Annotated in this window: 13 protein-coding genes; 7 read left to right on the top strand and 6 right to left on the bottom strand. The window is 45.3% G+C overall.

What is annotated here, in order from left to right:
- Positions 1-23 precede the first annotated feature (23 nt).
- Positions 24-1,034, top strand: coding sequence for a tetratricopeptide repeat protein (locus MIC7113_RS19165; RefSeq protein ID WP_015183824.1), 1,011 nt, complete (start codon positions 24-26; stop codon positions 1,032-1,034).
- Positions 1,035-1,254: 220 nt separating this feature from the next.
- Here the strand turns inward: MIC7113_RS19165 and MIC7113_RS19160 are convergent, their stop codons facing one another.
- Positions 1,255-1,803, bottom strand: coding sequence for a pentapeptide repeat-containing protein (locus MIC7113_RS19160; protein WP_015183823.1), 549 nt, complete (start codon positions 1,801-1,803; stop codon positions 1,255-1,257).
- A gap of 69 nt (positions 1,804-1,872) precedes the next feature.
- Here MIC7113_RS19160 and MIC7113_RS36625 point away from each other — a divergent pair, with 69 nt between their 5' ends.
- The gene (locus MIC7113_RS36625; protein WP_155898048.1) at positions 1,873-2,016 is read left to right on the top strand and encodes a hypothetical protein; all 144 of its coding nucleotides are present in this window, start codon (positions 1,873-1,875) and stop codon (positions 2,014-2,016) included.
- A gap of 276 nt (positions 2,017-2,292) precedes the next feature.
- Here the strand turns inward: MIC7113_RS36625 and rnc are convergent, their stop codons facing one another.
- On the bottom strand, positions 2,293-2,976 hold the full coding sequence (gene rnc / locus MIC7113_RS19155) for a ribonuclease III (protein ID WP_015183822.1): 684 nt from the start codon (positions 2,974-2,976) through the stop codon (positions 2,293-2,295).
- A 171-nt stretch (positions 2,977-3,147) separates the two neighbouring features.
- Positions 3,148-3,387, bottom strand: a complete 240-nt coding sequence (locus tag MIC7113_RS34865) for an HNH endonuclease (RefSeq protein ID WP_226883696.1) — start codon at positions 3,385-3,387, stop codon at positions 3,148-3,150.
- A gap of 592 nt (positions 3,388-3,979) precedes the next feature.
- Here MIC7113_RS34865 and MIC7113_RS19145 point away from each other — a divergent pair.
- Positions 3,980-5,257, top strand: a complete 1,278-nt coding sequence (locus MIC7113_RS19145) for a DNA cytosine methyltransferase (RefSeq protein ID WP_015183821.1) — start codon at positions 3,980-3,982, stop codon at positions 5,255-5,257.
- Positions 5,247-6,275 (top strand): hypothetical protein, encoded by a 1,029-nt coding sequence (locus MIC7113_RS19140; RefSeq protein ID WP_015183820.1) that lies wholly within the window; start codon positions 5,247-5,249, stop codon positions 6,273-6,275. The genes MIC7113_RS19145 and MIC7113_RS19140 overlap by 11 nt, the downstream gene beginning before the upstream one ends.
- An 80-nt stretch (positions 6,276-6,355) precedes the next feature.
- Here MIC7113_RS19140 and MIC7113_RS19135 read toward each other — a convergent pair whose 3' ends face one another.
- Positions 6,356-6,610: a hypothetical protein gene (locus MIC7113_RS19135; RefSeq protein ID WP_015183819.1), complete on the bottom strand. Its 255-nt coding sequence runs from the start codon at positions 6,608-6,610 to the stop codon at positions 6,356-6,358.
- A 125-nt stretch (positions 6,611-6,735) separates the two neighbouring features.
- On the opposite strand from MIC7113_RS19135, the gene MIC7113_RS19130 reads away from it, so the two are divergent.
- From MIC7113_RS19130 to MIC7113_RS19120, 3 genes are all read left to right on the top strand, one after another.
- The gene (locus MIC7113_RS19130; RefSeq protein ID WP_015183818.1) at positions 6,736-6,963 is read left to right on the top strand and encodes a helix-turn-helix domain-containing protein; all 228 of its coding nucleotides are present in this window, start codon (positions 6,736-6,738) and stop codon (positions 6,961-6,963) included.
- Positions 6,964-7,215: 252 nt separating this feature from the next.
- Positions 7,216-10,476 (top strand): carbamoyl-phosphate synthase large subunit, encoded by a 3,261-nt coding sequence (carB, locus tag MIC7113_RS19125; protein WP_015183817.1) that lies wholly within the window; start codon positions 7,216-7,218, stop codon positions 10,474-10,476.
- A 304-nt stretch (positions 10,477-10,780) separates the two neighbouring features.
- On the top strand, positions 10,781-12,628 hold the full coding sequence (locus tag MIC7113_RS19120; protein WP_015183816.1) for an AAA-like domain-containing protein: 1,848 nt from the start codon (positions 10,781-10,783) through the stop codon (positions 12,626-12,628).
- Positions 12,629-12,669: 41 nt separating this feature from the next.
- On the opposite strand, the gene MIC7113_RS19115 is transcribed toward MIC7113_RS19120, so the two are convergent.
- Both MIC7113_RS19115 and glsA read right to left on the bottom strand, forming a co-directional pair.
- On the bottom strand, positions 12,670-14,925 hold the full coding sequence (locus MIC7113_RS19115; RefSeq protein WP_015183815.1) for a PAS domain S-box protein: 2,256 nt from the start codon (positions 14,923-14,925) through the stop codon (positions 12,670-12,672).
- Between the two features lie 68 nt (positions 14,926-14,993).
- Entirely contained in the window at positions 14,994-16,025 is a 1,032-nt protein-coding gene (glsA, locus tag MIC7113_RS19110) for a glutaminase A (RefSeq protein WP_015183814.1), read from the bottom strand.
- Positions 16,026-16,041: the final 16 nt, after the last annotated feature.

Here is a 16,041-nt window from a genome sequence, read left to right as displayed (position 1 = left end):
TGATTTAAGGAGGGTGATGGACGATGAGTAGAGTGATGTATCGGAGGCAGGGTTTGTCCCATACCATCTACAGAACCCTAGAGTGCCGACCCGATAGCTTTGAGGATTGGTACCAGCAGGGGAATGCGTTGTTCGACCAACAGCGCTACGAAGAAGCCCTCGTTAGCTATGAAAGAGCTTTGGAGTACAAGCCAGAAGATTATTGGGCTTGGTACGGGCGAGGTGATGTGCTGGATGCTTTGGGCTGTTATGAAGATGCGCTAATTAGCTATGACAAAGCGTTAAAAACTGAACCGAAAGACTACTGGGCTTGGTGCAAACGGGGTCTAGTGCTGCGGCAACTGGAACGTTATGAGGAGGCGATCGCGAGTTATGACAAAGCTTTAGAAGTCCGTCCGTGGGACTACTGGACTTGGTACAACAAAGGGCGTGTCGCATTGGAAGATTTGGACTGGTATGAAGAGGCGATCGCCTGTTTCGACAAAGCGCTGGCAGAACGCCCTGATGACTACTGGAGTTGGTACCGTAAAGGGGATGCCCTGCGTCAGTTGGAAGAGTATGAGGATGCGATCGCCTGCTATGACCAAGCCCTCGACCAACGACCACAGGACTACTGGGCATGGTATCGTCGAGGTGACGCCCTACGCCACTGGGGAAAACTTGAAGAAGCACTTACCAGCTATGGCAAAGCGGTAGAAGCTAAACCCGATGACTACTGGGGTTGGTATCAGCAAGGAGAAATTCGGCGGCAATTGGGTCAATATCAGGAGGCGATTACTAGCTACGACAAGGCGCTGGATAGTGAAGCAGATGATGAATATGCCTGGTACAACCAAGCGTGTTGTTATGCGTTGTTGGGTAATAAGGAAAAAGCGATCGCTAGTTTGCGAGAAGCCATTGATCTGAATGCCGGGGAATATCAAGAACTTGCTAAAACGGACTCTGATTTTAATAGCTTGCGGGGAAATGAACAGTTTAATGCCTTGGTTTTTCACCCATTTCTTCGTCAGCACAATGGGCATATTTCAGGCTAATACCACCGCTATATAGCAATTCTCCGTTGCGTGCGTTTACATCCGAATAACCTAACCCCCTACCCCTTCCCTACAAGGGAAGGGGAGTAAGAATCAAAGCCTCTCTCAGCTAAAAAAATTATCCGCTTCCCTCTCCTGTTAGGGAGAGGGTTAGCCAGAGGTAGAAAGAGGTTTTCCCACAGAGGTCAGAGTGTACCGCATCCAATCGAGAAGGGCTATATCAGCAACTACCGTTCCAACTCACCCAATTGTGAGAGATGCCAGTGGGGTTAATTTCTCCGTTGAGTTGTTCTTCGGGTAACTCCGTTCCACTTAAATCAACACCGATCAAATCCGCACCAACTAGGCAAGCTCCAGCTAGAGTAGCATTCTTCAAGCAAGCCCCACTTAAATCGGCACCACTGAGTTCAGCATCAGTCAGATTAGCACCTGTGAGATTGGCACCATGAAGATTGGCACAGCGCATATCAGCACCACTTAAATCAGCACCCCTCAGGTTTGCCCCAGTCAAGTCAGTGCCAATAAAATTAGCTTCCGTTAAGTTTGCACCGGTTAAGTCAGCCCCAGTCAAGTCAGCATTGGTGAGGTTGGCGCAGTGGAAAGACGTTCCACTCAAGTCAGCCTGACTTAAATCAGCCCTACTTAAATCAGCTTTACTCAAATCAGCCCGACTTAGATTGACTTTACTCAAAGAAACACTAGCTAGGTTCGCTTCTTGAAAATTCCATTCTCTAGCGGCGTATTGATTCAAAAGGTCTTGTGCTTTCATAATCTTGAGTCCCCTGTTTTTGTTGTAGGCGGCTTTGATGGGGTAAATTTTTGTTTGTATCAGAATCCAATGGCTTTCTGTCAGATAAATATTCCCTCAGCCGCGTTATTGATTAATGGAAAAGCCTCATCTCACACCAAACACCGAGTCAAATTTACCGACCAACTTGCAGGGATTGGACGGTTGAGTTCGCTTTGGCTAGATAGCTACTGAATTAGGGTTAAGAGTATTAATGCATTCATGGAATTCATACTCAGAGCAGAGGGCTTTGAGTGTTGTAGAGCTAACCAGTAATAGCGACTCTTGTTTGTATTCAACTTAACCAAAAGCTTACAGTAACCCTGAGTTTTTAGTTCCAGGGTTTAACAGAAATTTATGTCAGCAATCAGGGGATGAGTTTTTGTGAAGATATGTGAGTGGAGTGGTGCGATCGCACTGGCTAAATCCTATTGTTGACCGTTGAGATTCTTTGCAGAGAATTGCATGAGTCTAAACTAGCCCAACTTTTTTGAGTGCGACTTCAGCAGCACGTTTCTCAGCATCTTGTTTGCGCCGACCTATGCCAACACCATAAACCTTGCCATTAACACGAACTTCCGCCGTAAACTCCTTCGCATGGTCTGGGCCAGACTCATCGATAATCAAATATTCAGGATTTTGGACAAAGTTCGCCAGCGCCCATTGCTGAAACTGACCTTTGGAATCTACAAGGTTTTTAGGGTTAGTATCGGACTGAGGAAAAACGATGCTGTCAGCAACTTTAGTAAATAGGGGTTGAACAAATTGCTGGACAGCTTCAATGCCTGACTCTATAAAATAGGCGGCAATATAAGCTTCAAAGGTATCACTGAGCAAGGATGGATTTTCACGGCCTCCCTCTTTAATTGCACCTTTCCCCAGGCGTATTAGCTCACCTATACCTAGCTGAGTAGCAAATTTAGCTAATTGCTTCTCATCCACCAAATTAGAGCGCAGACGTGTCAATTGGGCTTCGCTCATTTCTGGATAGCGTTTGTAGAGAAGTTCGCCAATCAAAAATCCCAGTACGGCATCACCCAAGAATTCTAAACGTTCGTTATGTTCACCTGCATCAGGATGTTCGTTGACATAGGAACGGTGGGTGAGGGCTTGGCGTAGGAGGTTTTCATCTTTAATTGTTGGAAGTTTGGGCATTTCTAAGTTCTTACTTGTTATAAAAATTTATTCTATGAAAATGGCAAAAATATTGCTAATAATTTATGATTTTAAATGGATTAGATGGGCATTTATAAAAAACTGCTAGTAGTGGGAGTATTGAAGGAACCCGGTTGCTTAAGTAAACCGGGTTCTGACTTGAGATGTTACTTAGAAGCAGTTACCTTTTTTCCAGGGAGGAGGCGGATAGAGACTGTTACCACGAGATTTATTGCACGGGAAACAAGCAAGTCGTAGATTTTCTAGAGAGTTAGAGCCGCCACGACTCTTGGGAATTAGGTGATCAAGGGTCAGTTTGTCTTCTAAGAAATCACACCGACACCACCAACAGCAAGAACCATACAAAAGAATGAGTTTCTGCTTCTTGCTGTACTTCTGTTTAGAACTCATGCTGCTCATAGTTACGCTTCCTTTGGCGTCTTATCTACTTGACAGCGTCGGTAAATCACGCACTTAGCGCCAACGGATTGTTGCTCAAGGGAGTTCCAAGAGGTAAATTGTCCCAAACGAAAGCGAGTCATAAGTAGCAATTAATACCACTTTTGACTCAATCATTAGCTTGGGATAATTTTCTATCTGGAAGCCCATACAATGAGAACAACTCACACTCTACAAATACTTTTTATGTATTTTTAGGTGTGAGCTGATGTCTCACGTACAGTATGTGTTTGCATACACATCTTTAGCTATATAGTTAGCTAAACAAATAGTTAGGCTATTGATTAATTGCCTAACAAAGTATACATACGTGATACCCACATACCAGTGAATATACATATACTGCACATGAGACAGCAGCCCACGTTTTGCGCTGGATGCTTATGCCTCAGCTATACGTACAACACGCTAGCACTCAACTGACTCAGTGTCAAGGAAATTGTCCAGGGAATTGAACAAATTTTATACCTGAAAGATAAGGCTTTGAGATTCTTGCGCTTAGCTCAGAGTGTTGCATTATTGTAGGAAATTGGTATTAGGAGGTATGATCGCATCTCCCCTCAAGCCTCCACAAGCGATCGCTATAATCTTGAAGCATACTCAAGCAACGTTCATGGATACACTCACAGGTAAAAAGCATAGTCTTAGTCAGCAAACTATCGCCACAACAGTCGAACTTTTTTGTGGAATTGGAGGATTCCGCATTGCTGCTGACAAGAGAAACATACGCACGGTATGGGCAAATGATATCTGTCCGAAAGCCTGCAAAGTGTATCGCACTCAATTTGGGGATGCAGAATTACGGCAGGGTAATATCAATGAATTAGCACATGAAATCCCTCCTCACGAGCTATTGACGGCTGGTTTTCCCTGCCAACCATTCAGCAGTGCTGGAAAGAAAGAAGGAGTACGCGATCCACGCGGTAATCTTTTTGAAGTGATTGTTGATATTCTGCACAGACACAAGCCCAGATTTTTCATATTAGAAAATGTAAAACGTTTGTTGTCGATGGAGGAAGGAACTCACTTTGCCAAGATACTAAGCAGATTAGCGAGTTTGGACTATACTATTGAGTGGCGTTTAGTCAACGCAATGCATTTTGGTTTACCCCAAAATCGCCAACGAATCGTCATACTCGGAGTTTTAGGAAACGATACTCAGGTAGATTTTCCATCTATACGATTAGCTTCAACCCAGAATCTATCAGATTTACCAGAATCCAACTTTAAAACCCTGACTAATTTTGAAAGTTGGATGAAAATCGAAGCACACAATAAAAGATTTCCAACTTGGGGTGTCGCTAGCGATGGTCGATTTATTGGCTATGATTTTGCCCAATTTTCAGGTACTATGCCGAGAGTTCCATTACGGAAAGTCATTAAATCCAATGTAGACCCCCAATTTGATTTTACTGAGTCAACATTGAATCGCTTAAAAGACAGCACCCCAATCAATAGCTTCGTCCAAGGAGTTCAAATTCTCTACAATCAAGTTGGGGGAGCGCGGATGGGTTACACAGTATTCGGGATTGATGGTGTTGCGCCAACTCTCACCTCTACAACCAGTCGGCACTACGAGCGTTATAAAATTGGAAACCAGTACCGTCGTCTTACAAATGTAGAATATGCTCGTATCCAAGGCTTTCCAGATGAACATTGTGTAGGGATATCTATCTACGATCAATATCCTCTTTTCGGAAATGCTGTGCCACCAGTTATGGTTGGATGGGTGATGGATTGTATATTGCAAAATCAAGTGGCAGTAATGACAACGCCTAAATTTGAACAATTATCACTCTTCTCCATACCCAATGCTTTCTAAAGAAGAATTACGGGCACGGTTACGTGAATCTCTGGATACCACGATTTATGAAGTCAATCGTACACTGAGAGGAGAAAACCTTGAACAGCTAGAAGAAGTCTTAATCCGCATTGGACGAGGTGGACGGATTCCGCATTGGTACGAGCAGCTCAAAACTCAGCAAACATTACCAAACCTAGATGGCAAGACAATTGGTAGCGTTATTGAGATGTTGCTCGTAGCGGTGCTAGAAAAAATTATATTTCATGGTCTTGAAATATCTCCTTTACGGATTAATCCAGCGCGAGGAATTGACCTACCGGATTTAGACCTAGGGATTAAATCTCCTTCAGAAAATTATTGTACAAGTGAACCCTTTTTTTCAGCTTATGAAAGACTGATTGGTTCAGAGTATGATGCTCTCATTCTGCTCACTGACTATCAAACGGCAAAGAAAAAGCCACCCTTGAAACTACAAATCATTAAATTTAAGTACCTTGACAAAACTCAGATAGCTGATTATCGACTTTGTCAGATTGCGAAGAAGCATCGGGAATGGCTGCTGGCAGAAAACGAAGCTTGGGCGCAGAAGGTATTCCGATTTCTAGCCTATGTAAATCAAAGTGACTGGCGTGCAAAACAGCTACTTCGTTTGCTTGACTGCCTGCAAGATTCTGCATCTGTGCAGCAATGGATTCAGCAAGCTTATATAGACTTTCAAAAAGTCAATAAAAAACGTATTGCTAAAGATGCTGCACCTATTCCAACGTCAGATATTGAATCTTTACAAAGGATAAACTCTATTCAACCTTTATATCTGGGTGTGATTGATGCGGCTGATAATTGGGTAATTGAGATGCAGAAAGACTTGGCACGATTCCCTAATAGCAATGAGTGGGCGCGTATTCTGAGCAGCCCCTTAGATGGTCAAATTGGTATGAGTCCTGCATTGCAGTGGCGCTATAATTTCAGTCGTGTTTTCGGAATTCCTCAACCCACAGAAAACGATCTGAGTCTGGCTTTAGATACTGAACCATAAACACGCCATTGCCTACGACATCAGAAAAGCGATCGCACTCTCCCCCCACCCTCCACAAGCAATCGCTCCCCCCCCACCCATCACCTCAGAGAAACCTTTTTCCTCACCAGTCTCATCATCTCTCCTGAATCTTCATAAGGTACCGCAGGACTCCACTCACTCACCTGTGCAAACCCAAGACTACACAGCTTTTTGATGATCATGTCTATCCCTTTACGGGAACCAACGACCATCACTTTGACATATTCTTGCCCAGAACCTGGATTAGTAGAAGCCGGAGTGGAAACCTCAGCAAAAGTCAATTCGTTGTCATTAGGCAGAAATTCTTCTTGCATTCGAGTTCACCTGATTGTTTAATGTCGGTGCAATGACTACATAAATATAGTCATTTAGATTGTACCTGATGTATATATAAATGTAGTCATTTACTTGGTCATGAGCCTCTGACACGATTAGAGGCATGGGAAGAGCAGGCAAAGCCCTTAAGCAAGTATTGGAGAATTACGACATCAGCCAGAACAAACTGGCAGTAGCGCTAGGAGTTCGACGTTCAGTGGTTTACCGTTGGTATCACGAACTCACAGACCCTACTGCCGAAACCGTTGCCGAGATTGCAACGGCACTCAAAAGTATTAATCCTGAAGCAGCAGCAGAATTTATCCGGCTATACGTGGGTGATTTTCTGTAGCTGGATCGACCGTCGGAAAGTGAAGAATAGTTACAAATATTGAGATGCGACGACGGTTTATGCCAATGAGGGGAGGGGGCGTTCCCCGTCCCAATCCGCCGCAAGAAGCGATCGCCCATCTATACTGAGACCCTTAAGACTGTATCCACTAAGTCATCAAACTTAGATAAAATCACTGCAAATAATTGCGGTGAGGACATTTAATTTAGAATAATTTGGTCTGAACTGTCATCTACGACGGACGAACAAAATATGCCTCGCCGCGACGACCTCCACAAAATTCTGCTCTTGGGTTCTGGCCCCATCGTAATTGGACAAGCCTGTGAGTTTGACTATTCCGGTACTCAGGCTTGTAAGGCACTCCGGGAAGAAGGCTATGAAGTAGTACTGGTCAACTCCAATCCCGCCAGTATCATGACCGACCCAGAAACCGCTGACCGTACCTATATTGAGCCATTGACGCCAGAAATTGTGGAAAAGGTCATCGAAAAAGAGCGTCCCGATGCCCTATTGCCCACGATGGGGGGACAAACCGCCCTTAATCTTGCCGTTGCCCTCGCCAAGAATGGGGTGCTAGAGAAGTATGGCGTCGAGTTGATTGGAGCCAAACTCCCAGCCATTGAGATGGCGGAAGACCGCCAGTTGTTCAAAGAAGCGATGGAGCGAATTGGAGTCGCCGTCTGTCCTTCAGGAATTGTGAACAACATGGATGAGGCAAAAAACATTGCCCGACAAATTGGCTCCTATCCCCTAATTATTCGCCCCGCCTTTACCCTCGGTGGCACAGGAGGCGGTATCGCCTACAACCAGGAAGAATATGAAGAGATGGCACAGGTGGGCATAGATGCCTCCCCCATGTCGCAAATCTTAGTAGAAAAGTCGCTCTTGGGCTGGAAAGAGTATGAGCTAGAGGTGATGCGCGACTTAGCTGATAACGTCGTGATTATCTGCTCGATTGAAAACATCGACCCGATGGGAATTCACACAGGCGACTCTATCACCGTTGCTCCTGCCCAAACACTGACGGATAAAGAATATCAACGGCTGCGAGATGCCTCAATTAAAATCATCCGCGAGATTGGTGTAGAAACCGGTGGCTCTAACATTCAATTTGCCATTAATCCCGTGACCGGCGACTTGATTGTGATTGAAATGAACCCTCGCGTTTCTCGCAGTTCGGCTTTAGCCTCTAAGGCAACAGGCTTCCCCATCGCTAAAATGGCTGCCAAACTAGCCGTCGGCTACACCTTGGATGAAATCCCCAACGACATCACCAAGAAAACACCCGCTTCCTTTGAACCCACGATTGACTATGTGGTGACGAAAGTCCCCCGATTTGCCTTTGAGAAGTTCCCCGGTGCCGAACCCGTCCTCACCACCCAGATGAAATCGGTTGGGGAAGCCATGGCGATTGGGCGCACGTTCCAAGAGTCGTTCCAGAAAGCGCTGAGGTCGCTGGAAACCGGTCGCGCGGGTTGGGGTTGCGATCAGGCGGAGAAGCTACCTTCTCTGGAGCAAATTCGCGCAGGCTTAAGAACTCCCAATCCAGAGCGAATCTTTACGGTACGTCACGCCATGCAGATGGGGATGACGGTGGAAGAAGTTTACGAACTGACCAACATCGACCCCTGGTTTTTGGATAAGTTTGAACAGTTGCTCGATACTGAAAAATTCCTGAAGCGGACTCCCTTAAAGCAGTTGACAAAAGAGCAATTATGGGACGTAAAGCGCCAAGGATTTAGCGATCGCCAAATTGCCTTCGCCACTAAAACTACGGAAGACGAGGTTCGCGCTTACCGCAAGAGTTTGGGTATTGTACCCGTTTACAAAGTCGTGGATACCTGTGCGGCGGAGTTTGAAGCCTTCACCCCCTACTATTACTCCACCTACGAGGAAGAAACGGAGGTGTTACCCTCTGATCGGCGCAAAGTGATGATTTTGGGGGGTGGCCCGAACCGGATTGGACAGGGGATCGAGTTCGACTATTGTTGCTGTCATGCCTCCTATGCTCTCAGTAAACAGGGGTTTGAGACGATTATGGTCAACTCCAACCCAGAGACGGTTTCGACCGATTATGACACGAGCGATCGCCTTTACTTTGAACCCCTAACCAAAGAAGACGTTCTCAACATCATCGAAACCGAACAACCCGAAGGCATCATCATTCAGTTTGGCGGTCAAACCCCCCTGAAACTAGCGGTACCCTTGCAAGAATTTTTGCGCCGTCCTGATATCCAAGAGTCACTGCTAACCAAGATTTGGGGCACTTCGCCGGACTCGATTGATATTGCAGAAGACCGAGAAAAGTTTGAGAAAATCCTGCGTAAGCTAGACATCAAACAGCCCCCCAATGGTGCAGCCCGGAGTTACTCAGAAGCCTTGGATGTAGCTAAGCGCATTAGTTATCCAGTGGTGGTGCGTCCTTCTTATGTATTGGGAGGACGGGCGATGGAAATTGTCTATTCCGACATGGAGTTGGAACGGTACATGACGTTTGCCGTACAAGTTGAGCCAGAACATCCAATTCTGATTGACAAGTTCCTGGAAAACGCCGTTGAAGTGGATGTGGATGCGATCGCAGACCATACGGGTCGTGTGGTGATTGGTGGCATTATGGAGCATATTGAACAGGCGGGGATTCACTCCGGTGACTCGGCTTGTTCCCTCCCTTCCGTCTCCCTCCCCCCAACCGTCTTGGACAAAATTCGCACTTGGACGGTAGAGTTGGCGAAGGAACTCAAAGTGATTGGGTTGATGAATATCCAGTTTGCGGTGGTTGGACTCCAAGGCTATGAACCGCAAGTTTACATCCTGGAAGCCAACCCCAGAGCATCGCGTACCATTCCTTATGTCTCGAAGGCAACCGGGGTGCCCCTGGCAGGACTGGCTTCTCGCATTATGTCCGGTGAAACTCTAGAATCCCTAGAATTGACTCAAGAACCCACGATCAAGCACGTTGCCGTTAAGGAAGCCGTGTTACCCTTTGAGAAATTTGCGGGTACGGACGTGATTTTGGGGCCAGAAATGCGCTCCACGGGTGAGGTGATGGGGATTGACGTAGACTTTGGTAAGGCATTTGCCAAGGCTGAATTAGGCGCTAATCAGCACTTGCCCCTTTCCGGTACCGTGTTTGTCTCAACCAGCGATCGCGATAAGCCCAGTGTTGTCCCAGTGGTGAAAGACTTCATCGCCTTGGGCTTTCATGTTGTCGCCACGGAAGGGACAAGACTTGCACTCAAAGATCATGGGATCGATGTTGAGTTGGTACTCAAACTCCATGAAGGTCGTCCTCATGTGCTGGATTGGATTAAAAATAAGCAGATTCAGCTCATTATCAACACACCCTCTGGAGAAGAGGCACGAGTGGATGGGCGGTTAATTCGCCGTAGTTCCTTGGCTTACAAAGTTCCTATTGTCACCACGATTGCGGGGGCGAAGGCGACGGCGGCGGCTATTCGCTCATTGCAGTCCCAACCCTTGGAGGTGAAGGCGTTACAGGACTATATTTACTAATTTCTCCTGAAAGCGCGTTGGTGTAGTGCTTACGCCAACGCGCAACGCTTGAAAAAACCTAATGAACGATAGATGTCCAATCCCTAACATTGCTAAAATTAAGTCGCTCCTGACCTCAGAAACTGAACGATTCAAGCTCACTCCGGAAAAACTCATCGGCTTTAGTAGGATAGATGAGCCAGCCGAGCTGTTAATCTGAGGATAAGAAAATTTCACAGGCAAAATCCCAGCCTGATACCCTAGCTGTGCGGATTGACCAGAAGACAGCCCAAGAAATTATTTCCTTGGGAGGATTTAAAATTTAGTGTCTATAGAAAATCGACCAGCCAAGCGTAAACGAGGTGTGATCTTAACGGCTCAAGGTTTGAATCGGCTGCAAACCGCGAAGCGGCAGTCAGAAATTCAACAAAATGCAGGCAACCTCTATACTCTGGAAGAGTTGCGCGATCGCACAAGCTTGAGTATTAATACGCTCACCCGAATCCAACGCCGCGAAATTGCAGTTGATCGACACAGCTTGGAATCGTTTTTCAGCGCCTTTGAGCTGACACTCAACCCCAGTGACTACACGAAGCAGGAGCGCGAAAATTTTGAGAATCAGCAGGGAGTTACCCTCAAAGGTCAAGTCCCTCTCAATTCTCCCTTTTATGTAGAACGTCCTCCCATTGAGCGACTGGGTTACGAGACAATTTTGCAGCCGGGAGCGTTGATTCGGATCAAAGCGCCCAAGCAGATGGGGAAAACTTCGCTGATGGCGAGGATTCTCTCTTCGGCGCGAACGCAAGGTTATAAAACCGTGACGTTAAGTTTTCAATTGGCGGATGCAACCGTGTTCTCCAATTTAACTCGTTTTCTCCAGTGGTTTTGTGCCATTGTAAGCCGGAGTTTAGGTGTTCCCAATCAGCTATCCAAGTATTGGGATGATATCTTTGGCAGCAATTATAACTGCACAGATTATTTTGAAAATTACTTGTTAGCCGCAATCGATAGTCCTATCGTCTTGGCATTAGATGAAGTGGATGCGGTATTTAACTACCCAGAAATTGCCACCGACTTTTTTGGCTTGCTGCGAGCTTGGTATGAAAAAGCTAAGTATGGAGATGAAAGTAGTGATGTTTGGCAAAAATTGCGGTTATTAGTGGTTCATTCCACAGAAGTTTATATTCCGCTCAACATCAATCAATCCCCTTTTAATGTTGGGTTGTCGATGGAGTTGCCAGAGTTTACGGCTGAGCAAGTTAAAGATTTAGCAATCCGATATGAATTGAATTGGACGAATCAGCAAGTCGAACAATTAATGGCGTTGATTGGTGGGAATCCTTATTTAGTCCAGTTGGCACTTCATCATATTAGTAATGAAGAGATTACGCTTGAGGAACTCTTAGAAACAGCCATCGCAGAAGATGGACTGTACAGCGATTATTTGAGACGGCAATTATGGAATCTTAAGCAGTATCCAGAACTCGTGAGTGCGTTGATGCAGGTTGTCAAGTCCCAAAACGCTGTGGAATTAGAACCAGTACAGGCGTTTAAATTACAAAGTATGGGGCTGGTGCGGGGGCATAATCAGCGGGTAGTGCCGAGTTGCACTTTGTATCGTCAGTATTTTAGCGATCGCCTAAGTCGATTGCAGCTAAATTTAATCCAAGACAGTCGCCTCGCTACGATTGTTTTCACGGATGCTGTAAATTTTCAGGCGAATCTCAACATGAACCCAGAACGAACACAGGCTCAGCTTTACCAAGACTTCCAATTGATTAGCCAACTGGCTCAACAGTTTGAAGGTCAGCTACTCAAATCGTTCGGTGCTAGGTTATTAATCTACTTTCCGAATGTGCTGAATGCGGTAAATTGTGCTCAAGAGATTCAACTGGCTTTACGGCAGACGGCGGAACCTCCTATAGAACCTTTACTCACTCATCGCATTGGGATTCATTTGGGTGAAGTGATTTTCAGTTGCAGCGATATTATTGGAACAGGAATCAAGATTGCGGAGCTATTACAAGCTGAAGCTCCCTCCGGAGGAATTTGTATTTCTCAATCGGTTTATGAAGCGGTTAAAAATTTTTTACCCCTGCAACCGATTAATCTGGGACAGCGAGAATTTGAGGGGATTGAAGAGCCGATATCACTGTACCAACTCGATGTTTAATATCGTGTTCTTAGTGTGTGGTACATGTAACTGAAAACGGATTACCAATCCTCGTCAAATCGTAATCGTTCTACAGCAGCCTGCAACTCCTGGAAGTAGTCAGATTGAGTAATCTCCGCAACATCCTGTTTCCGCTTTTGCTGGTCAATCTCAATGCGTAATTCTTGGAGTTGACGTTTGAGTGCATCTTCTTCCTGCTTGCGTTTGGAGATGTCTTGAATGATGCCTTCGTAGTACAGCACATTTCCATAGGTATCACGGACAGCTCTTGTATTCTCCTCCACCCAAATAATACTGCTATCTTTCCGATAAACCTGATATACAAAGCTGTTGACTTCTCCCTTTTCTTGCATCAAGCGCTTGAACTCACTGCGACAGCTAGGGTCAACATAAAGTTGACGACCAATCTCTGTCACACTGACCATCATGTCATCCGGAGAATCGTATCCATGAAGGCGTGCCATCGCTGGATTGATACTAATGTAGTGTCCATCAGATGTGGACTGAAAAATCCCTTCCAGGGCATTTTCAAAGATACTGCGATAATTTTCTTCAGCAATCCTTAAAGCTTCCTGTGCCTGTCTACGCTTGGTAACATCAATTCCTACAGATACCGTAGCTGTACCCTGCTGATATTTCTGCACGGCCATCAGATAATATCGGACAGAGCCATTAACGTTTACCAGAATTTCTTGAGAGCTAGAGGATTCAGCGCTGGCAAGAAACTGATGCATAAACTCAGCATACTGTGAGCTATTTTTGAAAAAGCCAATTTCTTTCCCAACAATGCTATCTGGGGTTAGGTTCAAGCTTTCAGCGAGATGCCGATTAACGCCAAGGTAGAGTCCATTAGAATCCACCCAAGAAATCGATCCGGGTACGGCATTTAAAACAGCCTCTAGTTGTTCTTTTGCCTGGGCTAAGGCTTCTTTCGCCTGCTCTAAGTCGGCATTTTTTGCTTCTAGGCTATCAAATGACTCTTGCAGTTGATGAGCCATACTGTTAAATGAAGCTGAAAGATTTTCTATCTCAATAATGCCGTTGACTTCAATGTTTTGATTCAGGTCACCCCTGGCAATTTCTTGAGAAGCATTGTTTAACTTAAGAATCTGTTGACTAATCCAGCGAGCTGTGAGAATACCGATTGTTGTAGCTACAACGAGTGTAACTAAACATAATAAAATTGTTGTACGGGTATTAGCATTGATTTGTCCCATGAAATCAGATTCAGGAACGACAACAACAATCAGCCAATCAATACCCCGCTCATCCTGGCAGGGAAGTACCTGGACATATTGCCATGCCCCCTCCATTTTAAATTTAAAATTTTGGCTGCTATTAATGGCACTGAGATTGCCAAAACGTTCTACTAAATGTTGGGTGGTTGCCCGTACCGTTGAATTATTGCTACTTATCGCTTTAATTCGCTCGATCTCACGGTTATCTCCCTCTCCTTTAACGAGGAAGGGTTGTTGAATTTTCGAGCTAACTACTAAGTCTCCCGATCGCTCGAGCACAAAGCTCTGTCCATGAGGACTAATCCGTAAGTTTTCGAGAAATTCTGTAATTCGCGTTAAGGTTACATTAATACATAAAACTCCCAATAATTTGTCTGTTGACTCAAAGATAGGCATCACTGACGAAATGCCCAAAGAGGTATTCTTACGAGAGAAAAAAGGATAAATTGGACTCCATGTCGGTTTACCAGTTTGCTTAGCCGCCTGATACCAAGGACGCTGGCGAGGATCGTACTCAGCACGGTTCGCCAGTATTGCGCGATTGCCTTGATCGTCAAGAAAGTAAACGTCACGTTTCGGTGCAATCTCTTGAGTCCGAATCTTGAGCTGAAATCTACCATTTTCTAAATGCTCGACCCCCACAAACTCCCCTTGCTCATTACCAAAGGACAGATACGTCTCCGTCTCACCGTTTTGCACAATTCGCCAAAAATAGCGCTGTAAAGCGGCAAAATTATTCAGTTTTAAGTTGTCACTTTGGATGCCAGCATTCGTTATTTGTAAAACTTGATGAGATTTATTGAGATAGCTCAAAACGTGCTGCTGGATGCGATTACTAATTTCGCTATTCAACTGAGTCGCGAGGTCATCGATCGCTCTTTGTCCATTACGGAAGGAGAGCCACCCTACTAATCCAGTCGATACAAAGATGGGAATGATAAAAGGAACAACCAGAACGGCTCGGAGACGAAACTTCTTTGGAAGTTTAGACGTTAACCAGTTTAAGTTTTTTTGGCTAGAGGTTAGAGGCGATGAGGGGTTTAAAAGCTGGCTAGACACAATACTACTTCTTTTTGGTTCTGAATCAATGACTGAGATAAAAATGCAATTAAGCCATGCTGTAGGGACTACCAACTATCAATCGAATCGCTACCTTCAATCCAAGCCTCCAAATCTCGTTCGGGTTTGGCAGCATTAAACAGGTGTAAGCCAAAATCTCTAGAGAGGTTTTCGCAAACTTTGATGCCTCTGACGCTATTTCCCTTTACATCTAACGGTGGTGAGAATGTGCCAATTCCTAGTTTCCCCGGAACAACGGCTGTAATACCACCGCCAACTCCGCTTTTGGCAGGCATCCCCACTCGATAAGTCCACTCTCCAGAGTAGTCGTACATCCCACAGGTGAGCATCACACTAATCACATCCTGGACATAGCGCTCATCAATCGCACGTTCTTGGGTGATTGGGTTCATGCCACCATTGGCTAGGGTTGCAGCCATCATCGCTAGATCACGACCATTAACCATCATCGAACATTGCTGAAAGTAAAGGTCAAGGGTTTCATCAATTTGCTCACTAATCATGCCAAAATTCCGCATTAAGTAGGCGATCGCGCGATTTCGATGACCCGTGGCTTTCTCCGACAAGAAGACTGGCACATTAATATCATGCTCTCGTCCGGTATAACGCTGAAACATATCTAGGAGGCGTTTAAGCCGTTCGGTTCCACCATTACCTTTAATTAAATCAGCAGTGGCGATCGCTCCTGCATTCACCATGGGGTTATAAGGACGATTGGTCTTCTCATCGAGAACAATGGAGTTGAACGCTTCTCCCGTTGGCTCGACACTGACCTTGCTATTGACATACTCTCGACCATGATCTTCCAGCGCCAAGCCATAAACAAACGCCTTGGAAATAGACTGAATGGTGAATAATTGTTTGCAATTACCCACCTCAAACACCTGACCCTCTACGGTTACAGCACAAATCCCGAACCAATTAGGGTCAGCTAAAGCGAGTTCAGGAATATAGTCAGCAACAGTACCTTCATTCAGGGATTGATATTTTTCATGAAGATCGTTTAGATAGGAACGAAATGGAGAAGCAACCGCCTGAATGGAACTAGCTAGGGACTGAAAATCGTGTTTTTCTGCCATATTACAAAGCATCTAG

Source organism: Allocoleopsis franciscana PCC 7113 (assembly GCF_000317515.1).
In the GTDB taxonomy this organism is placed as follows: Bacteria; Cyanobacteriota; Cyanobacteriia; order Cyanobacteriales; family Coleofasciculaceae; genus Allocoleopsis; species Allocoleopsis franciscana.
Note: the sequence above shows the minus strand (reverse complement) of the source record. Positions and strands in the feature narration are given on the sequence as shown.